Origin of the sequence: Halomonas sp. KX33721, assembly GCF_001596805.1 — a bacterium.
Taxonomy (GTDB): domain Bacteria; phylum Pseudomonadota; class Gammaproteobacteria; order Pseudomonadales; family Halomonadaceae; genus Vreelandella; species Vreelandella aquamarina.
On sequence record NZ_LVIA01000014.1, the window covers coordinates 28433 to 53119 of the forward strand.

The 24687-nt window shown below is 57.2% G+C and carries 40 protein-coding genes, 2 pseudogenes and 1 riboswitch; of the genes and pseudogenes, 10 read left to right on the plus strand and 32 right to left on the minus strand.

Annotated features, from left to right (window positions below; translation table 11 throughout):
* The first annotated feature begins 120 nt into the window (after nt 1-120).
* The 5 genes from A3220_RS17415 to A3220_RS05540 all read left to right on the plus strand — a co-directional run bounded on the left by A3220_RS17415 (nt 121) and on the right by A3220_RS05540 (nt 3794).
* Nucleotides 121-270 (plus strand): hypothetical protein, encoded by a 150-nt coding sequence (locus tag A3220_RS17415; protein ID WP_162835825.1) that lies wholly within the window; start codon nt 121-123, stop codon nt 268-270.
* A complete protein-coding gene (locus A3220_RS05525; protein ID WP_054640913.1) occupies nt 267-1001 on the plus strand; it encodes an ABC transporter ATP-binding protein in 735 nt (244 codons plus the stop codon). Before A3220_RS17415 ends, A3220_RS05525 begins: the two co-directional genes overlap by 4 nt.
* On the plus strand, nt 985-1875 hold the full coding sequence (locus tag A3220_RS05530) for a metal ABC transporter permease (RefSeq protein ID WP_062361902.1): 891 nt from the start codon (nt 985-987) through the stop codon (nt 1873-1875). Before A3220_RS05525 ends, A3220_RS05530 begins: the two co-directional genes overlap by 17 nt.
* A gap of 44 nt (nt 1876-1919) precedes the next feature.
* Nucleotides 1920-2969 carry a zinc ABC transporter substrate-binding protein gene (locus tag A3220_RS05535; RefSeq protein WP_062373705.1) on the plus strand — a complete coding sequence of 350 codons (1050 nt, stop codon included), beginning with the start codon at nt 1920-1922 and terminating at the stop codon, nt 2967-2969.
* Between the two features lie 132 nt (nt 2970-3101).
* Nucleotides 3102-3794 (plus strand): cupin domain-containing protein, encoded by a 693-nt coding sequence (locus tag A3220_RS05540; RefSeq protein WP_062373708.1) that lies wholly within the window; start codon nt 3102-3104, stop codon nt 3792-3794.
* On the opposite strand, the gene A3220_RS05545 is transcribed toward A3220_RS05540, so the two are convergent.
* Together A3220_RS05545 and gloA are read right to left on the minus strand one after the other, a co-directional pair.
* Nucleotides 3775-4140 carry a DUF6164 family protein gene (locus A3220_RS05545; protein WP_044628810.1) on the minus strand — a complete coding sequence of 122 codons (366 nt, stop codon included), beginning with the start codon at nt 4138-4140 and terminating at the stop codon, nt 3775-3777. The two genes, A3220_RS05540 and A3220_RS05545, sit on opposite strands and share 20 nt — an antisense overlap.
* Nucleotide 4141: 1 nt before the next feature.
* Nucleotides 4142-4675: a lactoylglutathione lyase gene (gene gloA / locus A3220_RS05550; RefSeq protein ID WP_058579835.1), complete on the minus strand. Its 534-nt coding sequence runs from the start codon at nt 4673-4675 to the stop codon at nt 4142-4144.
* 329 nt (nt 4676-5004) lie between these two features.
* Nucleotides 5005-5096, plus strand: a riboswitch (TPP riboswitch).
* 24 nt (nt 5097-5120) lie between these two features.
* On the opposite strand from gloA, the gene thiM reads away from it, so the two are divergent.
* From thiM to A3220_RS05575, 5 genes are all read left to right on the plus strand, one after another.
* Entirely contained in the window at nt 5121-5930 is an 810-nt protein-coding gene (gene thiM, locus A3220_RS05555; RefSeq protein ID WP_062373711.1) for a hydroxyethylthiazole kinase, read from the plus strand.
* Nucleotides 5920-6534 (plus strand): thiamine phosphate synthase, encoded by a 615-nt coding sequence (gene thiE / locus A3220_RS05560; RefSeq protein WP_062373713.1) that lies wholly within the window; start codon nt 5920-5922, stop codon nt 6532-6534. Before thiM ends, thiE begins: the two co-directional genes overlap by 11 nt.
* Nucleotides 6531-7451, plus strand: coding sequence for a LysR family transcriptional regulator (locus A3220_RS05565; RefSeq protein ID WP_054640911.1), 921 nt, complete (start codon nt 6531-6533; stop codon nt 7449-7451). The genes thiE and A3220_RS05565 overlap by 4 nt, the downstream gene beginning before the upstream one ends.
* Nucleotides 7452-7541: 90 nt before the next feature.
* On the plus strand, nt 7542-7949 hold the full coding sequence (locus A3220_RS05570; protein WP_044628815.1) for a DoxX family protein: 408 nt from the start codon (nt 7542-7544) through the stop codon (nt 7947-7949).
* A gap of 56 nt (nt 7950-8005) precedes the next feature.
* Nucleotides 8006-8746, plus strand: a complete 741-nt coding sequence (locus tag A3220_RS05575; protein ID WP_062373717.1) for a class III extradiol ring-cleavage dioxygenase — start codon at nt 8006-8008, stop codon at nt 8744-8746.
* A 5-nt stretch (nt 8747-8751) separates the two neighbouring features.
* Here A3220_RS05575 and A3220_RS05580 read toward each other — a convergent pair.
* From A3220_RS05580 to rplC, 30 genes and pseudogenes are all read right to left on the minus strand, one after another.
* A pseudogene (locus tag A3220_RS05580) lies at nt 8752-9626 on the minus strand (DMT family transporter).
* A gap of 108 nt (nt 9627-9734) precedes the next feature.
* Nucleotides 9735-10754, minus strand: coding sequence for an SPOR domain-containing protein (locus tag A3220_RS05585; protein WP_354702726.1), 1020 nt, complete (start codon nt 10752-10754; stop codon nt 9735-9737).
* On the minus strand, nt 10709-11113 hold the full coding sequence (locus A3220_RS18265; RefSeq protein WP_354702725.1) for a serine hydrolase: 405 nt from the start codon (nt 11111-11113) through the stop codon (nt 10709-10711). The genes A3220_RS05585 and A3220_RS18265 overlap by 46 nt, the downstream gene beginning before the upstream one ends.
* Before the next feature lie 198 nt (nt 11114-11311).
* Nucleotides 11312-11698: a 50S ribosomal protein L17 gene (gene rplQ / locus A3220_RS05590; protein WP_044628819.1), complete on the minus strand. Its 387-nt coding sequence runs from the start codon at nt 11696-11698 to the stop codon at nt 11312-11314.
* A gap of 39 nt (nt 11699-11737) precedes the next feature.
* Nucleotides 11738-12732 (minus strand): annotated as a pseudogene (rpoA, locus tag A3220_RS05595) (DNA-directed RNA polymerase subunit alpha).
* 125 nt (nt 12733-12857) lie between these two features.
* Nucleotides 12858-13478: a 30S ribosomal protein S4 gene (gene rpsD, locus A3220_RS05600; RefSeq protein WP_058579838.1), complete on the minus strand. Its 621-nt coding sequence runs from the start codon at nt 13476-13478 to the stop codon at nt 12858-12860.
* A gap of 12 nt (nt 13479-13490) precedes the next feature.
* Nucleotides 13491-13877: a 30S ribosomal protein S11 gene (rpsK, locus tag A3220_RS05605; protein ID WP_009099028.1), complete on the minus strand. Its 387-nt coding sequence runs from the start codon at nt 13875-13877 to the stop codon at nt 13491-13493.
* 57 nt (nt 13878-13934) lie between these two features.
* On the minus strand, nt 13935-14291 hold the full coding sequence (rpsM, locus tag A3220_RS05610) for a 30S ribosomal protein S13 (protein WP_062363022.1): 357 nt from the start codon (nt 14289-14291) through the stop codon (nt 13935-13937).
* Between the two features lie 121 nt (nt 14292-14412).
* Entirely contained in the window at nt 14413-14526 is a 114-nt protein-coding gene (gene rpmJ / locus A3220_RS16805) for a 50S ribosomal protein L36 (protein WP_009099023.1), read from the minus strand.
* 28 nt (nt 14527-14554) lie between these two features.
* Nucleotides 14555-15886, minus strand: coding sequence for a preprotein translocase subunit SecY (secY, locus tag A3220_RS05615; RefSeq protein ID WP_054640906.1), 1332 nt, complete (start codon nt 15884-15886; stop codon nt 14555-14557).
* On the minus strand, nt 15887-16321 hold the full coding sequence (gene rplO / locus A3220_RS05620) for a 50S ribosomal protein L15 (RefSeq protein ID WP_044628823.1): 435 nt from the start codon (nt 16319-16321) through the stop codon (nt 15887-15889).
* 3 nt (nt 16322-16324) lie between these two features.
* Nucleotides 16325-16507 (minus strand): 50S ribosomal protein L30, encoded by a 183-nt coding sequence (rpmD, locus tag A3220_RS05625; protein ID WP_009723888.1) that lies wholly within the window; start codon nt 16505-16507, stop codon nt 16325-16327.
* A gap of 6 nt (nt 16508-16513) precedes the next feature.
* On the minus strand, nt 16514-17014 hold the full coding sequence (gene rpsE / locus A3220_RS05630; RefSeq protein ID WP_007111990.1) for a 30S ribosomal protein S5: 501 nt from the start codon (nt 17012-17014) through the stop codon (nt 16514-16516).
* Between the two features lie 11 nt (nt 17015-17025).
* The gene (gene rplR / locus A3220_RS05635) at nt 17026-17376 is read right to left on the minus strand and encodes a 50S ribosomal protein L18 (RefSeq protein WP_044628825.1); all 351 of its coding nucleotides are present in this window, start codon (nt 17374-17376) and stop codon (nt 17026-17028) included.
* Between the two features lie 9 nt (nt 17377-17385).
* Nucleotides 17386-17916, minus strand: coding sequence for a 50S ribosomal protein L6 (gene rplF / locus A3220_RS05640; protein WP_058579839.1), 531 nt, complete (start codon nt 17914-17916; stop codon nt 17386-17388).
* Nucleotides 17917-17925: 9 nt separating this feature from the next.
* On the minus strand, nt 17926-18318 hold the full coding sequence (gene rpsH, locus A3220_RS05645; RefSeq protein ID WP_009723892.1) for a 30S ribosomal protein S8: 393 nt from the start codon (nt 18316-18318) through the stop codon (nt 17926-17928).
* 32 nt (nt 18319-18350) lie between these two features.
* Entirely contained in the window at nt 18351-18656 is a 306-nt protein-coding gene (rpsN, locus tag A3220_RS05650; protein ID WP_044628827.1) for a 30S ribosomal protein S14, read from the minus strand.
* 10 nt (nt 18657-18666) lie between these two features.
* The gene (gene rplE, locus A3220_RS05655; protein WP_054640904.1) at nt 18667-19206 is read right to left on the minus strand and encodes a 50S ribosomal protein L5; all 540 of its coding nucleotides are present in this window, start codon (nt 19204-19206) and stop codon (nt 18667-18669) included.
* An 18-nt stretch (nt 19207-19224) separates the two neighbouring features.
* Nucleotides 19225-19539: a 50S ribosomal protein L24 gene (rplX, locus tag A3220_RS05660; RefSeq protein ID WP_009723895.1), complete on the minus strand. Its 315-nt coding sequence runs from the start codon at nt 19537-19539 to the stop codon at nt 19225-19227.
* Between the two features lie 14 nt (nt 19540-19553).
* Nucleotides 19554-19925, minus strand: a complete 372-nt coding sequence (gene rplN / locus A3220_RS05665; RefSeq protein WP_009723896.1) for a 50S ribosomal protein L14 — start codon at nt 19923-19925, stop codon at nt 19554-19556.
* A 50-nt stretch (nt 19926-19975) separates the two neighbouring features.
* A complete protein-coding gene (gene rpsQ, locus A3220_RS05670) occupies nt 19976-20236 on the minus strand; it encodes a 30S ribosomal protein S17 (protein ID WP_009723897.1) in 261 nt (86 codons plus the stop codon).
* 1 nt (nt 20237) lies between these two features.
* The gene (gene rpmC, locus A3220_RS05675) at nt 20238-20429 is read right to left on the minus strand and encodes a 50S ribosomal protein L29 (protein ID WP_062373720.1); all 192 of its coding nucleotides are present in this window, start codon (nt 20427-20429) and stop codon (nt 20238-20240) included.
* Nucleotides 20429-20842 carry a 50S ribosomal protein L16 gene (gene rplP, locus A3220_RS05680; protein WP_007112000.1) on the minus strand — a complete coding sequence of 138 codons (414 nt, stop codon included), beginning with the start codon at nt 20840-20842 and terminating at the stop codon, nt 20429-20431. The genes rpmC and rplP overlap by 1 nt, the downstream gene beginning before the upstream one ends.
* A gap of 15 nt (nt 20843-20857) precedes the next feature.
* Nucleotides 20858-21562 carry a 30S ribosomal protein S3 gene (rpsC, locus tag A3220_RS05685; protein ID WP_018917731.1) on the minus strand — a complete coding sequence of 235 codons (705 nt, stop codon included), beginning with the start codon at nt 21560-21562 and terminating at the stop codon, nt 20858-20860.
* 11 nt (nt 21563-21573) lie between these two features.
* The gene (rplV, locus tag A3220_RS05690; protein WP_044628831.1) at nt 21574-21906 is read right to left on the minus strand and encodes a 50S ribosomal protein L22; all 333 of its coding nucleotides are present in this window, start codon (nt 21904-21906) and stop codon (nt 21574-21576) included.
* 18 nt (nt 21907-21924) lie between these two features.
* Nucleotides 21925-22200, minus strand: coding sequence for a 30S ribosomal protein S19 (gene rpsS, locus A3220_RS05695; protein ID WP_009098993.1), 276 nt, complete (start codon nt 22198-22200; stop codon nt 21925-21927).
* A gap of 33 nt (nt 22201-22233) precedes the next feature.
* Nucleotides 22234-23064, minus strand: a complete 831-nt coding sequence (rplB, locus tag A3220_RS05700) for a 50S ribosomal protein L2 (RefSeq protein ID WP_044628832.1) — start codon at nt 23062-23064, stop codon at nt 22234-22236.
* A 17-nt stretch (nt 23065-23081) separates the two neighbouring features.
* On the minus strand, nt 23082-23378 hold the full coding sequence (gene rplW, locus A3220_RS05705) for a 50S ribosomal protein L23 (RefSeq protein ID WP_009723902.1): 297 nt from the start codon (nt 23376-23378) through the stop codon (nt 23082-23084).
* Nucleotides 23375-23980: a 50S ribosomal protein L4 gene (gene rplD / locus A3220_RS05710; RefSeq protein ID WP_054640900.1), complete on the minus strand. Its 606-nt coding sequence runs from the start codon at nt 23978-23980 to the stop codon at nt 23375-23377. Before rplD ends, rplW begins: the two co-directional genes overlap by 4 nt.
* A gap of 15 nt (nt 23981-23995) precedes the next feature.
* Nucleotides 23996-24634: a 50S ribosomal protein L3 gene (rplC, locus tag A3220_RS05715; RefSeq protein ID WP_044628835.1), complete on the minus strand. Its 639-nt coding sequence runs from the start codon at nt 24632-24634 to the stop codon at nt 23996-23998.
* Between the last annotated feature and the right edge of the window lie 53 nt (nt 24635-24687).

Below are 24687 nucleotides of genomic sequence, written 5' to 3' on the forward strand. Positions count from 1 at the left end.
GGCGGAAGATTAGCGCGCTTACCGTTGTCAGCGCGCCGTGAGCGCGTAAAATATCCGCCACTTTTTTGGTTTCACCAAATGTTATGTTATAACTTATTTATTCGATAGCGAGGACGCTCGATGAGTGAGCACATGCATCGCCATAACAAGGAAGGCCCTTGTCATTTTTCGCTGATGTCGTTGTCTGCCACTAAGCGGTTGGGCTTTGTCGCGCTCCCGTTGCTGGCGCTTTGGGGGCTGGTGGTGTGGGCAGGCGGGTGGCCGTTATGAGTGAACGTTCCTCTTCGCGTTTGCAGCTGCACGACCTGCACTTGGCCCAGGGCCGTCGCACGGTGTTAGAACATGTGGATGGCGATATTAAGCCCGGCGCGATTACCGCATTAATCGGCGCGAACGGTGCCGGTAAAAGCACGCTGATTCAGGCCATTATGGGTGAGCTTCGGCCGATTAGCGGCAAGGTGGTATGCACGGTGGATAAAGCGCGCCGTGCCTGGCTGCCCCAGCAGCTGGCGTTAGACCTCACCTTCCCCATGAGTGTGGAAGAGCTGGTGATGACCGGCAGTTGGCCCAGCCACGGGGCGATGAAAGGTTACTGTGCGGCCCACTATCGCAAAGGCCGCGAGATTATGGCGCGCCTGGGTATTTCTCACTTGGCTCACCGCCCGCTGGGCGAGCTTTCCGGCGGCCAGCGCCAGCGGGCGCTAATTGGCCGCACGCTAATGCAGGAAGCAGAGCTGCTGCTGCTAGACGAGCCGTTTGCCAACGTAGATAGCGATACGGTCGATATTTTGATTCGCATCTTGCGCCAGATGGCCGATGAGGGTGTCACGATCATTATTGTGCTGCACGATATGGACCACCTGCGCCGCTTGGCGGATGAGGTGTTGATGCTGAATGGCGGCCATGGCCGTTGGGTCGCTCCCAGCGCGCTCAACCACCAGCATGCCCCGGCCCAAGTGGTGCCGTTTACCTTAGGAGGCCGTCATGCTGGCACTGCTTGATGCATGGTTCATTGCACCGTTTGATTACGGCTTTATGCGCCGTGCCGTGGTCGGCGGGCTTGCCCTTTCATTGGCCGCGCCGCCGCTGGGGGTGTTTTTGGTGCTGCGCGGCATGAGCCTGATTGGCGATGCCATGGCCCACGCGATTCTGCCCGGCGTGGCGCTGGGCTTTTTGCTGGCAGGCTTTTCGCTGCCGGTGATGAGCGTGGGCGGCGTGCTGTTTGGGGTGATGGTGGCGCTGCTAGCAGGGGCGGTGTCGAAAATGGGCGGCCAGCGGGAAGATGCCGCTATGGCGAGCTTTTTTATTATTTCGTTAGCCGCCGGGGTCATGCTGATTTCCATGGGCGGCAGCAGCGTGGATTTAACCCACGTGCTGTTCGGCTCCATTTTGGCGATTAACTCCACGGCGCTGCTGCTGATTGCCTCTATTAGCACGCTGATTGTGATCACTCTGGCGATTATTTTCCGCGCCCTGGTGGTGGAGTGTTTAGACCCGCTGTTTTTACGCGGCCAAAGTAGTCGTAGCGGTTGGGTACATAGCGTCTTTTTAGGGCTGCTGGTACTGAACTTAACGGCGGGCTTCCAAACCCTGGGCACGCTGATGGCCGTTGGCTTAATGATGCTGCCCGCTACGGCGGCACGGTTTTGGAGCAAGCGGTTAGAAGGCTTGATCGGGATTGCCGTGGTGTTAGCAATGCTGGCCAGCACTGGCGGGCTGCTGCTGTCGTTCCATTTAGACACGCCCTCAGGCCCGAGCATTATTTTGCTGGCAGGGGTGGCGTATTTACTCTCGGCGCTGTTTGGCCGTTACCACAGTTTGGCCGCTAAGTTGCGGCGCAAAACCACGCCCTTGGCGCTGGAGCAGTCGCACTAGCGGATTGATGTTCATACGGTTATTTCTTAAATCAGGAGCATGTTATGTCGCTTTTCTCTTCATCGCGTTGGCTGGTGGGCGTTTCGGCCATGTTGGCACTGCCTGCCGCCATGGCCAACGAGCGGGTGCAGGTTGTCACCAGCTTTTCTATCTTGGCGGATATGGTGGAAAACGTCGGTGGAGAGCATGTGACGGTCAGCTCGCTGGTGGGCCCTGATGGCGATGCCCACGTTTTCTCCCCCAGCCCTGGCGATGCCCGTGCGCTAGCCGGGGCTGACTTAGTGGTCTTCAACGGCTTGCTGTTTGAGGGCTGGATGGAGCGCCTGATTGACTCAAGCGATTATAGCGGCCCGATGGTCACCGCCACCGACGGCCTTTCTCCGCGCGCTTTTGCAGCGCATAGCGATGATGAGCACAGTCACGATGCGCATGAGCATCATGACGAGCATGAGCATGAAGAGCACGGCCACGACGAGCATGCCGGAGACGACCATAGCGATCACGATCATGGCGATGACGACCCTCACGCTTGGCAGGACCTGCAGCAGGCCAAGGTTTACGTCACCAATATTCGTGATGGTTTGATCGAGGCGGATAGCGCCAATGCGCAGAGCTACCAAGCCAACGCCGAGCGCTACTTGGCTGAGTTAGATGCCACCGATGGGGAAATTCGCGAGCTGCTGAGTGAGATTCCCCCGTCTTCCAGTGTGATTACCGGGCACGACTCATTTGGCTACTTCTCTAGCGCCTATGGCGTTAATTTTCTCTCGCCGGTCGGGCTCTCTACCGAAGCCGACCCCAGCGGCGCCAGCATGGCGGCTTTGGTGGATGTGATTGAGCAGGAGAACGTGCAAGCGCTGTTTCACGAGAACATGACCAACCAAGCGATCATTACACAGCTGGCGGAAGAGACTGGCCTGCCTATTGCAGGCACCCTTTACGCGGATGCGCTGGCCAGTGAAGGCGATGCTAGTACGTACCTGGGCATGATGCGCCACAATGCGCAGGTGCTGCACGACGCTCTTGCAGAGCCGGGCCATGATGATCATGGTCATGACGACCACGACCACGACGATCATGGTCATAGCCACTGATTCATACCGTGAAGACAAAAATACCGCCGACTCGGCGGTATTTTTTTGCATTGCATTTTGCGCGGTGGATGGGGAGACTTGCATCACCGACTTTCGTTAACGCTGTTTAAACCACTGCAAAGAGCCAATGCCATGCGCCTAAACGCCGATTTTAGCCACTTTGCCTGTGTCACGCCGGAGCAGTACCGCTGGGTGGCCTCCCCCAGTGCGGGCGTGGAACGAATGATGCTGGATCGCATCGGCGATGAAGTGGCCCGCGCCACTAGCCTGGTGCGCTATGCGCCTAATAGCCAGTTCAGCCACCACACCCACGACGGCGGCGAGGAAATTTTCGTGCTAGAGGGCGTGTTTGCGGATGAGCATGGCCGCTACCCCGCTGGCAGCTACCTGCGTAACCCGATTGGCACTGGCCATACGCCGCAGATTGGCGAAGAGGGCGCGCTGATACTGGTTAAGTTGCATCAGTTTGATGAGAACGACCTGCTCCAACTGGCGATTCCTGCTCACCGCTTGCCCTGGCAGCCTGACCGTCGGCCGGGCATTACCTACAAAATGCTGCACACCTTTGGCGATGAGCGGGTCAGCCTGGAGCGTTGGGAGAGCGATACCACCATCGACTACCCTGCCCTGCCCGGAGGCTTAGAGCTATTGGTGCTGGAAGGTTCGCTGTGCGACGCGGGCAGCGAATACCCGAAAGGCAGTTGGTGTCGCTACCCACCGGGTGCGGCCCCGCAGCTTCGTGCAGGCCAACACGGTGTGATGATGTACGTTAAGCGCGGGCACCTATCTGACGCCCTTTCCCAGGCTAGCGCGCCAGGCCAATAAATGGCAGCAGAGTGAGCAGCGCAATCAGAACCACCGCCACCATGACCAGCGTTACCTGAAACGGGTGCTCCGCTAAGCGACGCCAGAGGGTTGGCGCTTCATTGCGGGCCAGCGCCTCTTTATGGGCTTGGCGTGCGTTAGCTTGGCGTTCGGCCTGATACTCGGCCAATGCGGCCTCTGCGTCATCACGCTGGACAGGGTTGCGCAGCCAAATGGCATCGACCCCCAGGCGGAAAAAACCCGCCTGGGTTTCGTACACATCAAAGCCATGCTCATCCAGCAGTTGGCGGACTTCCATGGCTTCTTCATCGGTTACATGGCGCAACCGAAACAGCAAATGGGCCATCTTAGTCGCCCATGGCTGCCATGCGGTCGGCTTGAATCACTTCAATCCAGTAGCCATCCGGATCTTTCACGAAGATAACGTCTTTCATCTTGCCCTGGTCGGCACGCTTCACGAAGGTTACGTCGTGCTCATCAAACCACGCCTGGGCGGCTTCTAAATCCGGCACGTTGAAGCAGATATGGCCAAAGCCCTGGGGCTCGGCGTTGCCATCGTGGTAGGCAAAATCCTGCTGGGTTTCGGTGCCCCAGTTGTGGGTCAGTTCTAACAGGCCTTTCTGACTAAAGGTCCAGGCGGTGCGGGCTTGGGTTTCTTCCGGCACGCTGTCGCTGGCTTCCACGTTGGCGAGGAAGTAGAGCGAAAACTGCATCTCTTCAAAGTCCAGGCGGCGCAGCACCTGCATACCGAACACTTTGGAGTAGAACGCCAGGGCGCGTTCCGGGTCTTTTACCCGCAGCATGGTGTGGTTTAAGCGAAAACCCTGAGTTTGTGGGGCAACGGGGGCAACGCCTGGGTGCTGTTCACCTTGAAACGACATACAACTCTCCTATTGCGGGTTGGGGCATTATGAAAAGTATGCTGATATAACGCAAATTCTTTGACGAACATATTACCTTGTACAAGGCTTAGGCTGCTAACAGCGTCAAGCTGTCTACCGCTATTTGCGTATTGATCATTTTGCTTACTTCCCCCTGTTATGAGGGCGCAGGTTGTATATTTCCAGCCCTCACCCAAGGACCCTTTATGTTCCGCGATCGAAACGTACTAGGTGAGCCGTTAACACCCTGCCGCCACTCTCTTAATCGTTGCTGAAAAGTAGCGGCTGCACTGGGGCTTTACAGCCTCGCTCAAGGCTAGGATAGTACCCACCAACGACAGGGGCGCCGCTTGGCGGCTGAGAAGCACCCTTCGAACCTGAACCGGATAACGCCGGCGTAGGGAGTCGTGGTGCTCACCACCACCCCCTTCGCCGGGAGGAAACCATGACCTACCCCCCACTTGGCGACATGCTCACCACTCTACGCGAGTCTACGCCGCTTGTTCACTGCATGACTAACTATGTTGCGATGAACAGCACGGCTAACCTACTGCTGGCTACGGGTGCCTCGCCTGCCATGCTGCATGCCCCTGAAGAGGTGGCTGAATTCACCGCAATAGCGGGCGCACTCTCCATTAACATTGGCACGCTCTCTACCCCTTGGGCAGAGTCGATGCAGCTTGCCGCTCGCACGGCTAAAGAAACAGGCACCCCATGGGTGTTAGACCCAGTAGCGGTCGGGGCCACCGCCTTTCGTCAGCAGGTCTGCACCGCGCTGCTTGCCCATCGGCCTAACGTCATTCGCGCCAACGCATCGGAAGTCATGGCGCTCACTGGCTTAGCCAGCCAAGGTCGCGGCGTCGATGCCACCACCACAACGGAGGATGCCGCCCAAGCGGCGATCAAGCTGGCACAGCAGCAGTGCTGCATTGTTGCCATGACCGGCGAAACCGATTTTATTACCAATGGCACCCACCACTACCGTTTAACGGGCGGCCACGCGCTAATGCCGCGCGTAACCACCCTGGGCTGCGGGTTAAGCGCTTTGGTAGCGGGTTTTTTGGCCGCCAACCAGGCCCATCCACTTTCGGCAACGCTGGCTGCGCTGGCGTGCTTCAGCATTGCCGGAAGCCGTGCGGGGCAGCAGGCCAGTGGGCCGGGCAGTTTTCAGGTCGCGCTACTGGATGCGCTGTATGCCCTTACCCCTGACGATCTCTCTTCTCTTAGCCAGCTGGAGACGCTCCATGCCGTTTGATCTTGCGCTCTATTTAGTCACCGATGCTGCGTTATGCGCCGAAACGGGGCTTGAAGCGACCGTGGAAGCCGCCGTGAAGGGGGGCGTGACCATGGTGCAGCTGCGCGATAAGCATGCCAGCGATGAGGCCATGATTGCCCAGGCAACACGGCTGAAAGCACTGCTGGAAGGTAGCGGTGTGCCCTTGATTATTAATGACCGGCTAAGTGTGGCCATCGCCAGCGGTGCCGACGGCCTGCACGTGGGTCAAAGCGATACCGCGGTTCAAGAGGCGCGGGCGGCGCTGGGGCCGCAGGCCATTCTAGGACTGTCGATCAACACCCTCGCGCAGCTTCGTGACGCGCCCATCGCGCAGTTGGACTACGTCGGGTTAGGCCCCATTTTCGCCACTGCCAGCAAGCAGGATCATGCTCGCCCCATCGGCTTCGAGGGCCTGGCGGAGCTGGTGCGCGCCTGCCCGTTGCCTAGCGTGGCGATTGGCGGCTTAAAGGCGCAGCACGCCGCCCAAGTGAGTGCCGCCGGTGCCCAAGGGATGGCGGTGATTTCTGCGATCTGCGGCCAGCCCGACCCTTACCGGGCGGCGCTGGCGTTTCGCGCCTCATGAGTCGGCTCGACCAACTGACCGCCTTCGTGAAAGTGGCGGAGCTTGGCAGCTATACCCGCGCTGCCGAGGCATTGGATCTTTCACGTACGCGGGTGTCGCGGCAGGTCATGGCGCTAGAGGAGACGCTAGGCGCTCGCTTGATTCAGCGCACGACGCGGCGGCTGCATCTTACCGATGCGGGAGAGCGCTATTTAACCCATGCCCAGGCCATTTTGCTGGCGCTGGAGGAGGCCGCTGCCGATGTCGGCAGTGGCACTCACACTGTGAGTGGGCGGCTGCGCATCAATGGTCCCATGAGTTTCGGCACGCGCTATCTCGCGCCTCAGGTAGCGCAGTTCATGCAGGCACACCCCGCACTCGACGTACGCCTCGATCTCAACGACCGCCGCGTAGACTTGTTGGAGGAGGGCTATGATGTCGCCATCCGCATCGGTAGCCTGCCCGACTCCAGCCTGATCGCCAGACGGCTAGCCCGCTGCCAGCTCGTGCTGTGCGCGTCACCCGGCTATTTAGCGCAGCACGGCACGCCTTTGCGCATCGAAGACCTTACCCAGCACCACTGCCTACGCTATCGCAGCGGGCAGAACAGCGGCGACTGGCGCTTCGGCCAGCAGTACGTTAGCGTCACAGGGCCGCTGGAGAGCAATAATGGGGATATGTTGACCCATGCCGCAGAAGCGGGATTAGGCATCGCCCAGCAACCCAGTTTTCTGATTCATGAGAGCATCCATCGGGGGCACTTGGTGCCGCTTCTATTAGACCTACCGCCGACCTACCTAGACATACACGCCCTCTACCCCGCACGGCGTTTTCTACCCGCCAAGGTAGCGCACTTCATCGATCAATTGGCCGATGCCTGGGGCGACCCACCCATATGGGAACAGGGGCTTGGATTATCGCGCATATCGCAACAGTAAAGTGCTCATCGGTTAGATTATCTTCTCCTTTCGCTGGTCTACAGTAGCATCATCGCATCCATGGTGATGCTCACGACGCGAGAGAGTGCTATGACGACGTTAACTACCCCGACGACAATCCTTCATGCGACCGCCCTACTGCGCGTTAGCCTAGGTGTGATGGCCCTAGCTCACGGCCTGATGAAAGTGTTCGTGTTTACGCTTCCTGGCACGGTGGGCTACTTCGAATCGCTTGGCCTGCCCGGTTTCATGGCTTACTTGACCATTGCCGCCGAAGTCGGCGGAGGCTTGGCCCTGGTGCTGGGCCTATACACCCGCTGGGTGAGTCTGGCGCTAGTACCGGTGCTGCTCGGCGCCGCCTGGGTACACCTCGGTAACGGCTGGGTCTTCTCCAATCCCGGCGGCGGCTGGGAGTTCCCAGTGTTCTGGGCCGTGGCCCTCCTGGTGCAAGCCGGCCTGGGCAGCGGTAGCTTCGTCATCAGCCGCCGACTGGCATAATCCAATGGCCTACCGAGAATCACACGTTGGTAGGCCCACTGACTGGAGTGTATCCTATGTTACCGAGTCTCTTCATTTCCCATGGCTCTCCCATGCTGGCGCTCACCCCCACCCCCGCCCATCACTTTTTACGGGAGTTGGGCCAAACCCTACGCCCTAAGGCCGTGGTGGTCGTTTCCGCGCACTGGGAGACCCCACACTTGCAGGTCAGCAGCAGCGTAAAGCCTATCACCATCCACGACTTTGGCGGCTTTCCTGATGCGCTATTTGCGGTTCAGTACCCTGCCCCTGGTAACCCTGAGCTGGCCCAACGGCTGACCAAGCAGCTCGGCGCCACGCCCGTGGAGCGCGGGCTGGACCACGGTGCCTGGGTGCCACTCTCACTGATGTACCCTGACGCTGACGTGCCGGTAATGTCGCTTTCGCTTCCCAGCCGTTGGAGTAATACCGAGTTGATAGCCCTGGGCGAGCAGCTGGCAATGTTGCGCCAGGAGGATATTTTAGTGGTTGGCTCGGGGAGCTTGACCCATAACCTCTATGAGCTTCAGCCACAGGGTAGCCAGATACCGGCCTGGGTAGGCAGCTTTGCCGAGTGGGTTAATGCACGGCTGCGCGAGGGCGATCGTGACGCGCTGGCCAACTGGCAAACCGCCCCAGACGCCAAGCGCAATCATCCCACGCCAGAGCACTTCCAGCCGCTGCTGGTGGCTATGGGAGCAGGCGGCAGCGCCGCCACCCAGCTACACCACAGTGTTGAGCACGGCGTGCTGGCAATGGATGTCTATCAGTTTGCCTAGCGCGCTTACGCTGTGGGGCGACGTTTCAGGGTGGTGCGACGGTCGTGATAGGCAATGGCCAGACCGCTGCACATGATCAGCGCGCTGCCTACCCAGACCCATACGTCCGGCAGTTCTCCCCAGAACCACCACCCCAGCAGCACGGCCCACAGCATGGCGGTGTAATCGAAGGGCGCAGCAATGGCGGCGGGCGCATGGCGAAAGGCCAGGGTGATGAACGCCGTGGCCCCACCCCCAGCACCCCGGAGGCGGCAAAGCCCAGCCAGTGCCAGGGATGGGGCGTTTGCCATACCCAGGGCAGGCTGAGGCCCGTCAGTACCAGCGGTACGGCCGTCATGTAGAACACCATGGCCCACAGGTGCTCGTTGGCGCCATAGCGCCGCGCCGTGACCATCATCAGGGCATAAAATACCGCTGCGGCCAGCAAAATCATGGCGCCTAGTTGAAACGCATCTCCGCCCGGGCGAACTACAATCAGCACGCCCACAAAGCCTACCAGTGATGCTACAAGCACTGGCGGATCAATACGCTCACCTAAAAGCGGCACGGATAGCAGCGTGACAAATAGCGGTGCGACAAACGCAATGGCGGTGGCTTCTGCCAGCGGTAACAGGGTTAGTCCCCACACAAAGCACACCATGGTGGCGGTGTAGATCAACCCACGCAGCAGGTGAACGCCTGGCCGCTTGGTGCGCAGCTTACGTAGCCCGCCGCCAAAATAAGCCAACAGAGCAATGAGCGGTAACGATACTAGCGTGCGGAAAAAAATAATTTGTATCGGGGAGTGCACCGCCCCTAACCACTTTGATACTGCATCCCCTAGTGCTAAAAACAGCACGCCTAAGCACATGCAAAGTATGCCTTTTAAGGATGGCGTCATAAACATGCTCCTTGTGTTGCTATTGTTATGGTCCTACTCGGATATCACCGACATACAATAAAAAGCCCCGCCAACGTACATTAGCGGGGCGGTGAACCACTGCGGTGGTTAAAGGCTTGCGTTGACCACCATACAATCCATGCCCTGCGCCTGAAGCGTTTGGCAAGCTTGCCGCGCCTGGGATTCGTTCAGTGAGACGACACGGGCGCGAAATACTGTCATGGGCCCCTGAAGCGGATCGATGGCAACGCGGCCTCCCACGCTCGTTGGCAGCCGCTGCGCGGCTTGGCGAGCCAATTGCTCAGCTTGGGCCGCCTGGCTAAAGGCACCTACTTGAATGCCCCAGCCAGCAGAGGCCATTTGCGCAGTGGGAGGTGCCGTCGCCAGCACGCGCTCCCGCTCAATAAAGGCTTGCAGTGGATCTTGCGAGGCAGCTTCTGGTGCCTCCTTACGTGCGGCCTCCGCTTGGAGAAGCTGGGCCTCAACGGTTTGTGCCGGCGTACTGTTAGACATGGGCCGTGTGGGTGATAGCGACGTGGCGGAGATATTAGCCATCATCGGTTGTGAGCGAGGCTGAGTAAGCGGTTGGGCTGGTCCCGCAAACCCCATAAACTCACTTGAGAAACTGGTATCAGCAAGCCATGAGCGTTGATCTCTTAGCGACGCACGCATAAAGCTGCGGTCTAGCAGATCTGCCATATGGGTATCACGGGAAGAGGAACTGAATCCACCCATCACTACGGCTACCATACGGCGGCCATCATGGACAGCAGTGGTGGCCACGTTAAAGCCTGAGGCGCGAATGAAACCAGTTTTTAAGCCATCGGCCCCTGGGTAGTCACGCACCAATCGGTTGTGGCTGGTATGGCGAGTACCGCGGTAGGTGAACTCCTGCAAACCGAAATAGTGGTAATACTGGGGAAAGTCCTGCATCACCCGCACCGAGAGCGTCAACATATCTCGCGCGGTGGTGATTTGCAGATCATCCGGTAAGCCCGAAGCATTGTGGAAGGTAGTGGCATTCATGCCCAACTCACGCGCCTTCGCCGTCATCAGGTTCGCAAAGCGTTGCTCGCTGCCTCCTAATGCCTCTGCCACCACGACCGCCACATCGTTGGCAGAACGCACTGCCAAGCGCGAATAGCGGTATCTACCGGGATAGAGCTACCTGCCGAGAGCCATAGTTTAGTCGCGGGCATGGCCGCTGCCTGGGCCGAGACGGACAGCGGCTGATCGAGGCTTAGCCTTCCCTCCTCCAGCGCTTCGAATGTTAGGTAGAGCGTCATCATTTTCGTGAGCGACGCAGGATAGCGTGGCTCGTCAGCATTTTCAGCGTATAGCACTTCGCCGTTTTCGAGATCCACAACGATGCCTGCATAACGAGGATTCGCCTGGGCGTTGGCGCTACCCATCAGCGTCATCATCAGCATGACCAGTAGCCAGTGCGCCGCCCAAACCGTTGTGCTCACTCCCCGTGTTGTTGCCATACCGACCTCTTACTGATTGATCACACTGCCCGACACTTGGCCATTCATACGGCTGCTGCATTAGCCTAGCATGCCTTATCGTTAAATTGATCTTCCCATAGAGCATTCATCTCGATAAAGCAGCGGAAAAAGCGCAGATATAAAAAAAACCGACCCCAAAGGGTCGGTTTTCATTGTGCCTACCAGAAGGAGCAGCGCTTATTCAGCGACGGCTTCTTCTTCAGCCACCGGGCGGTCTACGAGCTCAACGTACGCCATGGGCGCGTTGTCGCCGGTGCGGTAACCGCACTTGAGAATACGGATGTAACCACCCGGACGCTCGGCGTAGCGCGGACCCAACTCGTTGAACAGTTTGCCGACGGCTTCTTTGGAGCGCGTACGAGCAAACGCCAAACGGCGGTTTGCAACGCTATCCTGCTTTGCCAGGGTGATCAGCGGCTCGATAACGCGACGCAGTTCCTTGGCCTTGGGCAGGGTTGTCTTGATGACTTCATGTTCGACCAGCGAGACAGACATGTTCTTGAACATGGCCTGACGGTGCGAGCTGGTACGATTCAGATGACGACCACTCTTACGATGACGCATGGTTGTGATTCCTTACCAAACTGGGACTCAAGTCGACGCTTACGCGGAGGCCTTGTCGTCCTTCAGGCTAGCGGGTGGCCAATTTTCCAGCCGCATGCCGAGGGACAAGCCGCGCGCTGCCAATACATCCTTGATTTCATTCAAGGACTTCTTACCGAGGTTCGGGGTCTTCAGCAGCTCCACTTCCGTGCGCTGAATCAGATCACCGATGTAGTAGATATTCTCGGCTTTGAGGCAGTTAGCGCTGCGTACGGTCAACTCGAGATCGTCTACGGGGCGCAATAGGATCGGATCGACGTGATCCTCTTCCTCTTCGACTTCCTGCTCTTTATCAGCTTCCAGGTCGACGAAGGCGGCCAGCTGCTCTTGCAGAATGGTCGCACTGCGACGGATAGCCTCTTCCGGATCCAGGGTGCCGTCGGTTTCCAGGTCGATAATCAGCTTATCGAGGTCGGTACGCTGCTCGACACGAGCGGCTTCAACCGAGTAGGAAACACGGCGAACAGGGCTGAAGGTGGCATCCAGCTGCAGGCGTCCAATCGCACGGGTCTCTTCATCAGAGCCACGAGCGTCAGCCGGTTCGTAACCACGACCCAGCGCGACCTTAAGCTGAATTTTCAGCTCGGCACCTTCATTGACGTGTGCAATGACATGGTCCGGGTTGACGATTTCGACGCTATGATCAAGCGCAATGTCGCCAGCGGTGACGACGGCTGGGCCCTGCTTGTTCAGCGAGAGCACCGCCTCATCGCGGCTGTGCATCTTGATCGCAACATCTTTCAAGTTCAGGAGGATTTCGATGACATCTTCCTGCACCCCTTCGAGCGCACTGTATTCGTGCTCTACACCGGCAATCTCAGCCTCTACCACGCAGCGCCGGGCATGGATGAAAGCAGAATGCGACGAAGTGCATTCCCCAGGGTGTGACCAAAGCCGCGCTCGAACGGTTCGAGAACGATTTTGGCATGATGTGCGCTGATCTCTTCGACCTTGATGTCGCGAGGACGAAGAAACTCTGTCACTGAACGCTGCATATGAACACCTTTCAGGCTGCCAAACGGATACTGAGTACTCTAAAGCACAATACTCAAGAGCATCTGGGCGGTTAGCTTTGCTATCCCGCCCAGGCCTCAAGAAGCAGAAACGTAAATCAAACTGCTTACTTGGAGTACAGCTCGACGATCAGGTTTTCGTTGATGTCGGCAGTCAGGTCACCGCGTTCAGGCAGAGCCTTGAAAGTGCCTTCCATCTTCTTGGCGTCGATTTCGATCCAAGCGATGTCGCCACGGTTGGCCGCAATGGTCAACGCGTTTTGAATACGGGCTTGGTTCTTCGCCTTTTCACGGATAGCAACAACGTCACCGGGCTTCACTTGGTAGGAAGCAACGTTAACGGTGCGGCCATTCACGGAAATCGCCTTGTGGCTGACCAGCTGACGCGCTTCAGAGCGAGTCGAGCCGAAGCCCATGCGGTAGACGACGTTGTCCAGTCGGGATTCAAGCAGTTGCAGCAATACTTCACCGGTCGCACCTTTCAGGCGAGCGGCTTCTTTGTAGTAGTTGCGGAACTGCTTTTCGAGTACGCCATACATACGGCGTACTTTCTGCTTCTCACGAAGCTGCAAGCCGTAGTCGGAAAGACGCTGACGACGCTGGCCGTGTACACCCGGGATTTGCTCGGATTTACACTTTTTCTCGAAGGGAGTCACGCCACTCTTCAGGAAGAGGTCGGTGCCTTCACGACGAGACAATTTGCACTTAGGTCCAATATAACGAGCCATGAATCTGTCTCCTTAAACGCGGCGTTTCTTAGGCGGACGGCAGCCATTATGGGGAATGGGCGTCGCGTCTACGATGCTTTGCACGCGGAAGCCGGCGGCATTCAGTGCGCGCACGGCGGATTCACGGCCGGGACCGGGGCCTTTGACCAGCACGTCTACGTTTTTCACACCATACTCGGCTGCAGCAGTCGCTGCACGTTCGCTTGCTACTTGCGCAGCGAACGGGGTGCTCTTACGAGAACCACGAAAACCCGAACCACCGGCAGTTGCCCAAGAGAGAGCATTGCCCTGGCGGTCTGTGATCGTCACGATCGTGTTGTTAAAAGAGGCATGGATATGCGCAACGGCATCCACTACCTGCTTTTTAACCTTTTTACGGTTACTACGCGGGTTAGCCATGTTGATGTCTATTCCTGTCTATACGCTGGCTCTCTATGCTATGAAAGAGCCTGCGTGTTATTTGCGGATCGGCTTACGCGGGCCCTTACGGGTACGCGCGTTAGTCTTGGTCCGCTGACCACGCAGCGGAAGACTACGACGATGACGCAGACCACGGTAGCAGCCTAAGTCCATGAGACGCTTGATGTTAAGCGTGACATCACGACGAAGGTCGCCTTCTACGGTGAACTTACCAACTTCAGAACGCAGGGTATCCAGCTCATCGCTGGACAGGTCTACGATCTTGGCAGTCGGCGCGATACCGGCAGCAGCACAAATGTGCTTAGCGCGAGTACGGCCAATCCCGAAGATATAGGTCAGCGAGATCGCCGCATGCTTGTTGTCCGGGATATTGACGCCTGCAATACGGGCCATCAGCTTACTCCGAAATTTGAGCGGCTTGCTCGTTTATTCATCTACAAAAGGCGCAACAGCATACCCCTTTAAGAGCCCTAAGGCAAGGGGTATGCCGGCACCGGCTTAATACAGCCCAGGTTTAGCCCTGACGCTGTTTGTGCCGCGGTTCGATGCAAATGACGCGAACAGCGCCATTGCGACGAATAATCTTACAGTTACGGCACATCTTCTTTACGGAAGCTCGAACTTTCATCGTTCTCTCCAATTCGCAACGGCGCGCCTCAGCGCATGATGCCGCCGCTACCGTAGCCTTTCAGGTTGGACTTCTTCATCACTGAGTCATATTGATGCGACATGAGATGCGACTGCACCTGGGCCATGAAGTCCATGATGACCACTACCACGATCAGAAGCGACGTGCCACCGAAGAAGAACGGCACGTTCCACGCTACGATCAGGAACTGGGGCATCAAGGAAACCGCAGTGATATACAAGGCACCGAACAGAGTGAGACGTGTCATCACTTTGTCGATATAGCGAGCGGTCTGCTCGCCGGGGCGAATGCCCGGCAGGAAGGCGCCTGACTTTTTCAAATTGTCAGCCACATCCTTGGGGTTGAAGACCAGCGCTGTGTAAAAGAAGCAGAAGAATACCACTGCCGCCGCGAAAAGCAAGATGTAAAGCGGTTGGCCGGGGCCTAACGCTTGTGATGCACGCTGCAACCACTCCATTCCTTCGCCAGCCCCCACCCACTGACCAATAGAGGCCGGGAAGAGAAGAATACTGGAAGCAAAGATGGCTGGAATAACACCGGCCATGTTCACTTTCAAAGGCAAGTAGCTGCTTTGGCCTGCATACATCTTATTGCCGACCTGGCGTCGTGGGTAGTTCACTTTGAGGCGGCGTTGGCCACGCTCAATGAATACCACAAACGCAACGGTGGCAATACCTAGCACTGACAGCGCTAACAGCGGAAGAACATTCCAGGCCCCTTCATTGCGAGCAAGCTCAAACGCTTGCCCCACGGCACTGGGCAGCCCAGCGACGATCCCCGCGAAGATCAGCAGCGAAATACCGTTGCCGATACCCTTCTCGGTGATCTGCTCACCTAGCCACATCATAAACACTGCGCCCGACACAAACGTGATGATCGCAGTGAAATAGAAGCTGAAGTCAGCGCTGTAAGCGATGCCTTGGCTAGCCAGACCCACGGACATGCCGGTAGCCTGGACAAGTGCCAGTATCACCGTGCCGTAGCGGGTGTACTGGCTGATCTTGCGGCGGCCAGCCTCGCCCTCTTTCTTGAGTTGCTCAAGATGAGGGGAGACCGCAGTCATAAGCTGCATGATAATCGACGCCGATATATAAGGCATAATGCCCAAGGCGAGGACGCTCATGCGCTCCAGGGCGCCACCCGAGAACATGTTGAACATGCCTAGGATGGTGCCCTGTTGCTCCCTAAACAAGGCAGCAAGCTGGTCAGGATTGATACCGGGAACGGGAATGTGGGCACCAATACGGTACACCACGATGGCGAGGAGCACGAAGCGCAAACGCGCCCACAGTTCACTCAGACCGCTGCCCATCGCCGGCATATTTCCTGACTTGGCCATTTAGTCCTCTACCTTGCCGCCAGCGGCTACGATCGCTTCACGGGCACCTTTGGTGACCTTGATACCACGAACGGTAACCGCCTTATTCAGTTCGCCAGAAAGGATGATCTTCGCGTGTTGCGTAGCATCCTTCAGCACGTTGGCTTGCTTCAGGGTTTCCATGGTGACTTCGTCACCGGCAACCTTGGCAAGCTCGGCCAGGCGTACTTCTTCAGATACCAGCGACTTAGCAGACGTGAAGCCGAATTTCGGCAGACGACGCTGCAGCGGCATCTGACCGCCTTCGAAACCAGGCTTGACGCTGCCGCCACTGCGTGATTTCTGACCTTTGTGGCCACGGCCACCGGTCTTACCAAGACCGGAACCGATACCACGACCAACGCGCTTTTCAGCGTGTTTGGAGCCCGGTGCCGGGCTCAGGGTATTGAGTTTCATGGATTACTCTCCCTCAACGCGCACAAGGTAGTTAACCTTGTGGATCATGCCGCGTACGGCAGGGGTGTCTTCCAGCTCAACCGTATGACCGATGCGACGCAGACCCAGGCCTTTCATAGTAGCCTTGTGCTTGGGCAAAACGCCGATGGTGCTGCGGATCTGGGTAACCTTGATCGTTGCTGCCATGGTGCCTTACCCCGTGATCGCTTCGACAGACAGACCGCGCTTAGCGGCCACGTCTTCCGGTGCTTGCATGGAGGAGAGACCTTTGACAGTCGCTCGTACCACGTTAACCGGGTTGGTGGAACCGTAGCACTTGGCCAGTACATCGTGAACGCCGGCCAGCTCTAATACAGAGCGCATGGCGCCACCAGCGATGATACCGGTACCTTCAGAGGCCGGCTGCATGTACACCTTGGAAGCACCGTGACGGGCTTTTACCGGGTACTGCAGTGTGTGGCCTGCAAGGTTAACCTTGACCATGTTGCGACGAGCTTGGTCCATCGCTTTCTGGATTGCGACCGGCACTTCACGCGCCTTGCCACGACCGAAACCGACACGACCTTTACCATCACCAACGACGGTCAGTGCGGTGAAGCCGAAAATACGACCACCCTTGACCACCTTGGCGACGCGGTTGACCTGCACTAACTTCTCTTGCAGATCGCCGCTTTGCTGTTCGTTCTTCGCCATCGTAAAACCCTTTAGAATTCCAGGCCGCCTTCACGAGCGGCGTCGGCCAGAGCCTTGACGCGACCGTGATACTTAAAGCCAGCACGGTCGAAGGCCACCTGGGTGATGCCTGCTTCTTTAGCGCGCTCAGCAATCAGAGCACCGACCTTAGAGGCCGCGTCTGTGTTGCCGGTCGCACCCTCGCGCAGTGCTTTGTCCAGCGTAGAAGCACTGGCTAGCACTTTGCCACCATCCGGCGAGATAATCTGCGCATAGATGTGACGCGGGGTACGGTTGACGCACAGGCGATACACGCCCAGCTCGCGGATCTTGGCGCGAGCACGGCGGGCACGACGGAGACGAGATTCTTTCTTCGCGTTCATAACCCTGCCTTACTTCTTCTTGGCTTCTTTGCGACGCACCTGCTCGTCGGCGTACCGTACACCTTTGCCTTTATACGGCTCTGGCGGACGGAAGGCGCGGATTTCCGCGGCGCACTGACCGAGCATCTGCTTGTCCGCGCTTTTCAGCACGATCACGGTGTTTTTCGGCGTTTCCGCTGTAACACCCTTAGGCAGTTCGTAGTCGACCGGGTGCGAGAAGCCCAGTGAAAGATTGAGCGTCTGGCCCTTAGCTTGGGCACGATAACCGACGCCAACAATTTCGAGAGTTTTTGTGAAACCCTCGGATACGCCCGTTACCAGGTTCTGAACCAAGGCGCGGGTAGTACCGGCCATTGCCCAGCTCTTGGCAGACTCACTCGGGGCGAAGGTCAGCTGACCATCTTCTTGAGCGATCACCACGTCTTGGTGAACGGTCATAGATAGTGTGCCCTGGCCGCCTTTGGCGGTCAGCTGGTCGGCATTGATTTTAATCTCAACGCCGGCAGGCACTTTAACCGGATATTTCGCTATGCGGGACATTCCAGCCTCCTAGAATACGGTGCAGATGACTTCGCCACCGACGCCTGCTTGGCGCGCGGCACGATCGGTCATGACACCATTAGAGGTGGTGACAATCGCGATACCCAGACCATCGGCGACCTTAGGCAGGTTGTCCTTGCCTTTGTACTGGCGCAGAGACGGCTTGGAAACCCGCTGAATGTGCTCAATAACCGGCTTGCCCTCAAAGTACTTGAGAGTCACGGTGAGCTCGGGTTTAACGCCTTCAGCCACCGTAAAGTCAGTAATGTAGCCTTCTTCCTTTAGCACTCGGGCCACTTCAACTTTCAGCTTGGAGGACGGCATGGTAGCCGTCTCCTTGGTGGCCATCTGCGCATTGCGGATACGGGTAAACATATCCGCCAGAGTGTCTTGCATGCTCATTTAATGTGCGCTCCTGATGATTCTACGTAGCGTTACCAGCTGGACTTTTTCAGACCAGGGACGTCGCCACGCATGGCGGCTTCACGCAGCTTGTTACGGCCGAGACCGAACTTGTTGTAAAAACCGTGCGGACGGCCAGTCACGCGGCAGCGGTTACGCTGACGCACCGGGCTTGAGTCGCGCGGCAGTTGCTGCAGCTTCAGCGTCGCCTCGAAACGATCTTCTTCAGAAGCGTTCACGTCCGAGATGATTTTCTTGAGCTCTGCGCGCTTAGCCGCATACTTCTCGACTAGCTGAGTACGCTTGAGCTCACGCTCTACCATACTTTTCTTAGCCATGATCCAACCCTTATTTCTTGAACGGGAAGTTCAGTGCTGCAAGCAGCGCACGGCCTTCCTCGTCGGTGTTGGCGGTAGTAGTGATAGTGACGTCCAGCCCCCGTACGCGATCGATTTTATCATACTCGATCTCTGGGAAGATGATCTGCTCACGCACACCCATAGAGTAATTGCCGCGACCGTCAAAAGACTTCGGATTGAGACCACGGAAGTCACGCACGCGAGGAATCGCAATGTTCACCAGACGGTCCAGGAAGTCCCACATACGCGCGGAGCGCAGTGTTACTTTGATACCGATCGGCCAACCTTCGCGCACCTTGAAGCCCGCGATGGACTTACGTGCTTTAGTTACTAGCGGCTTTTGACCAGAGAGCTTCTCCAGATCGCCGATAGCATTGTCGATCAGCTTTTTATCGCTGACCGCTTCGCCGATACCCATGTTCAGAGTCACTTTCGTGATCCGGGGTACCTGCATTACGTTGGCGTAGCTGAACTGCTCTTTGAGTTGAGCCACCACCTCGTTTTGATAACGTTCTTTCAAGTTCGCCATTTTGCTACCCGACTCGCGTTAGGCGTCGATCTGCGTCTGCGTCGACTTGTAGATACGTACCTTGGTACCGTCTTCCTTAACTTGGAAGCCGACGCGATCCGCCTTACCGGTCTCCGAATTGAAGATGGCTACGTTGGACGCGTGAATCGGAGCCTCACGCTCGACGATACCGCCCTGATTACCCGCCATGGGATTAGGCTTGGTGTGACGTTTAATCATGTTCACACCGGACACCACGAAGCGGTTTTCTAGTACCCGCTTAACAGTGCCACGCTTGCCTTTATCCTTCCCGGCGATGACGATGACTTCATCGTCACGTTTGATCTTTTGCATATCCGCCTCGCTCCTTACAGCACTTCAGGCGCTAGGGAAATGATCTTCATGAACTTCTCATTACGAAGCTCACGAGTTACCGGCCCGAAGATACGCGTGCCGATCGGCTGTTCGTTGGTGTTGTTCAACAAAACTGCCGCATTTCCATCGAAACGGATCAGCGAACCGTCACTACGACGGACGCCACTACGGGTGCGAACGACTACCGCTTTCAGCACTTGGCCTTTTTTGACCTTACCGCGCGGAATCGCTTCTTTCACCGTTACTTTAATGACGTCACCAACGCGGGCGTAACGACGGTGTGAACCGCCTAGCACCTTGATGCATTGCACCCGGCGCGCTCCGCTGTTGTCGGCGACATCCAGCATTGTCTGAGTCTGAATCATCGGTTTTCTCCAAACCTAATCTGACTGCACTGGTTGGACAGACGCAGGGGTTAACCTTTGGCCTGCTCGACCACCTCGACCAGCGTCCAGGCTTTCTTCTTGGAAAGCGGACGGCACTCCTGAATGGAAACCGTATCGCCTGCCTTTGCCTGGTTCGCCTCATCATGGGCGTGCAGCTTGGTGGAGCGCTTAACGTATTTTCCGTAGATCGGGTGACGCTCACGACGCTCGATCATAACGACGATGGACTTATCCATCTTGTCGCTGACCACCTTGCCGGTCAGCGTACGTGTTTTCTTCTCTTCGGCCATCTCAATCACCTGCCTTCTCGTTGAGCATAGTCTTAACGCGGGCGATATCCCGACGGACCTGCTTGAGCAGATGAGTCTGGCTCAGTTGGCCTGTGGCCTTCTGCATGCGCAGGTTAAACTGCTCGCGGAGGAGCTCGAGGAGCTGCTCTTTGAGCTCTCCTACGGACTTTTCACGAATTTCCTGGGCTTTCATCACATCACCGTCCGTTTCGCAAAGGTGGTGGACAGGGGCATCTTCTGGGCGGCCAGTTCAAATGCTTCACGGGCCAGCTCTTCGGATACACCTTCAATTTCATACAGGACCCGACCCGGCTGGATCTGGGCTACCCAGTACTCAACTGAACCTTTACCCTTACCCATACGAACTTCGAGCGGCTTCTTGGAGATCGGCTTGTCAGGGAAAACGCGGATCCAGATCTTACCGCCACGTTTAACGTGACGTGTGATCGCACGACGGCCTGCTTCGATCTGGCGCGCAGTGATGCGGCCACGACCGGTTGCTTTGAGACCGTATTCCCCGAAGCTGATCTTGCTTCCGCGATGCGCCAGGCCACGGTTGCGGCCTTTCATCATCTTGCGGAATTTCATACGCTTGGGCTGTAACATCGACTCGCTCTCCCCTTACCTGGAACCTTTCTTCTTGGGCGCGTTGCCGGCAGGCTGCTGTTGCTTAGCCTTGGCACGTACTTCCTCGATACCGCCGAGGATTTCACCCTTGAAGATCCACACTTTGACGCCGATGACGCCGTAGGTGGTGTGAGCTTCGTAAGTGGCGTAGTCAATGTCCGCACGCAGAGTGTGCAGCGGAACGCGACCTTCGCGGTACCATTCGGTACGTGCGATTTCGGCACCACCCAGACGACCTGACAGCTGAATCTTGATGCCGCCAGCGCCAAGACGCATTGCGTTTTGTACCGCGCGCTTCATCGCACGACGGAACATAACGCGACGCTCAAGCTGACCCGCTACGTTAGCAGCAACCAGCTTGGCATCCAGCTCCGGCTTGCGAACTTCTTCGATGTTCACATGAACCGGAACACCCATCATCTCGGTGAGATCGCGACGCAAACGGTCGACATCTTCACCTTTCTTACCAATCACGATACCCGGACGGGCAGTGTGAATGGTGATGCGGGCATTGTTAGCCGGACGCTCGATGTGAATGCGGCTAACGGAGGCGTTTTTCAGACGCTCTTCCAGGAAGCTGCGCACTTCGAGATCGTTGTTGAGCTTATCGGCATAGGCGCCGCGCTCGGCATACCAGACAGAAGCATGGTCTTTGACGATGCCCAGTCGAATGCCTGTTGGATTGACTTTCTGACCCATCTGGTCGACTCCTACTTCTCGGCTACCTTGACGGTGATGTGGCAGGTGCGCTTCAAGATACGATCCGCACGGCCTTTGGCGCGCGGCTTGATACGCTTAAGCGTCATGCCCTCATCGACGCAGATGGTCGAGACACGCAGCTCGTCGATGTCCATGCCGTTGTTTTCTTCCGCATTCGCGATGGCGGACTGAAGCACTTTCTTGACCAGTTTGGCAGCCTTCTTCGGGGAGAAGGTCAGCAGGTCAAGAGCTTCGGCGACCGGTTTACCGCGCACCTGGTCAGCCACCAAACGGGCCTTCTGTGCGGATAAAGCAGCGCCACTCAGCTTAGCTGTGACTTCCATCTCTTAATCCTCTCTGGCTTACCGTTTGGCTTTCTTGTCCGCCGCATGCCCGCGATAAGTGCGAGTAGCAGCGAATTCGCCCAGCTTGTGACCAACCATTTCCTCGGAAACATGCACCGGGACGTGTTGGCGACCGTTATGGACAGCGATTGTGAGGCCTACCATGTTTGGCAGGATCATCGAACGACGCGACCAAGTCTTGATCGGTTTACGGTCGTTCTTCTCCACTGCAGCCTCTACCTTCTTCAAAAGATGAAGGTCAATGAAGGGACCTTTCTTTAGTGAACGTGGCACAGCCGTTACCTCTTAATGTCTTGGCAATTTAGATCAACGTGTCTTATTACGACGACGAACGATCAGCTTGTCGGTGCGCTTGTTCTTACGCGTCTTGTGACCCTTAGTCGGCACGCCCCATGGGGATACCGGGTGACGACCACCACTGGTGCGGCCTTCACCACCACCGTGCGGGTGATCCACCGGGTTCATCGCGACACCGCGAACAGTCGGACGCACACCTCTCCAGCGCTTCGCACCGGCCTTGCCAAGTTGACGCAGGCTGTGCTCGGAGTTGCTCACTTCACCCAAGGTTGCGCGGCATTCAGCCAAAACCTTGCGCATTTCGCCAGAGCGAAGACGCAGGGTGGCGTAATTACCTTCACGAGCAACCAGCTGAGCGCTAGTACCGGCACTGCGAGCAATCTGCGCGCCTTTACCCGGCTTCAGTTCGATACCGTGAACGGTAGAACCCAGCGGGATGTTACGCAGAGGCAAGGCATTGCCTTTCTTGATGGGCGCGTTAACACCAGATTCCAGCACGTCACCCGCGCTGACACCTTTCGGTGCAATGATGTAACGACGCTCGCCATCGGCATACTTCAGCAGCGCAATGTGCGCACTGCGGTTCGGGTCGTGCTCCAGACGCTCAACAGTGGCAGGAATGCCATCTTTGGTGCGTTTGAAGTCGATCAACCGATAGTGATGACGGTGACCACCGCCCACGTGGCGGGTGGTGATGCGACCGTAGTTGTTACGGCCACCGGACTTGGACTGTTTTTCCAAAAGCGGTGCATAAGCACGGCCCTTGTACAGCTCCTCACCAACGATCTTGACGACGTGGCGACGACCGGCGGATGTGGGTTTGGTCTTGACGATTGCCATTATCCGTACTCCTGCCCTTATTCGGCGCCAGAGAAGTCTTCGAGCGTTTCACCCGCAGCCAGGGTCACATACGCTTTGCGGTAACCCTTTCGCAGGCCAACGCCGTGAGCAGTACGCTTTGTTTTACCCTTAACGTTCAGCACCTGAACGCTGCCGACCTTCTTGCCGAACAGTGCTTCAACGGCTTTCTTGATCTCGGGCTTGGTAGCATCGCTTGCCACCTTGAAAACGTACTGGTTGCGCTCGGCTGCCATCGCGGCCTTTTCGGTCACGTGCGGTCCAAGCAGAACCTTGAATACGCGTTCCTGGTTCATGCCAGCTTCTCCTCGAATTTACGCAGGGCGGAGACGGTGACCAGGACCTTATCAAAGGCAACCAGGCTCACCGGATCAGCTGCAGCGACATCCACCACATCGACGTGGGGAAGGTTGCGTGCGGCCAGATAGAGCGTTTCGTCAACTTCTTCAGTGACGATCAACACTTTCTCAAGGTTGAGCTCTTTCAGCTTGGCAGCTACCTGCTTGGTCTTCGGCGCTTCTACGCTGAACTCTTCAATAGCGACTAAACGCTCTTGACGTACCAGCTCAGACAGGATGGAACGCATCGCCGCGCGGTACATTTTGCGGTTAACTTTCTGGGTGTAGTCCTGTGGACGCGCCGCGAAAGTCACACCGCCGCTGCGCCACAGCGGAGAGCGGATAGTACCGGCACGTGCACGACCGGTACCCTTCTGACGCCACGGCTTCTTACCACCACCACGCACGTCGGAACGGTTCTTTTGAGCGCGTGTACCCTGACGGCCACCAGCCAAGTAGGCGGTAACGACCTGGTGCACCAGCGCTTCGTTGAATTCTTTGCCAAAAGTGGCGTCGGCTACTTCAACGGTACCCGTGCCTGCAGCAAGATTCAGATTCATTGGTAATTATCCCCTTCAGCCAGCTTTCACGGCGCTGCGAACGATAACGTCGCTACCGGTAGCACCCGGTACTGCGCCTTTGATCAGCAGCAGGTTACGCTCGGCGTCGACACGGACGATCTCAAGGCTCTGTACGGTGCAACGGGTGTTACCCATTTGACCGGCCATTTTCTTGCCTTTGAATACGCGACCAGGTGTCTGACACATGCCGATAGAACCCGGCGCGCGATGCGACAGGGAGTTACCATGGCTGTTGTCTTGGGTACGGAAGTTCCAGCGCTTAACAGCACCCTGGAAGCCTTTACCCTTAGAGGTGCCGGTCACGTCGATCATTTGACCAGCTTCGAAGAGGGATACGGTGAGTTCGCCACCCACTTCAGGAGCTTCTTCGCCTTCTGCAAGACGGAATTCCATCAGTGAACGACCAGCCTCAACACCCGCCTTGGCAAACTGTCCAGCTTGCGCTTTGGTGAGGTGCTTGGCTTTACGAGAACCTGTAGTCACCTGAACCGCTGCGTAGCCGTCAGACTCAATGGTCTTAACGCGCGTCACACGGTTAGGATCAACTTCAATAACGGTCACGGGCACGGATGCGCCATCTTCGGTAAAGACACGGGTCATCCCGGCCTTCTTACCGACTAAACCGATAGTCATACTCAGTCTCCTATAGTGTACGGGGCTATCACCCGCTATGGCTGCCCTTTCCA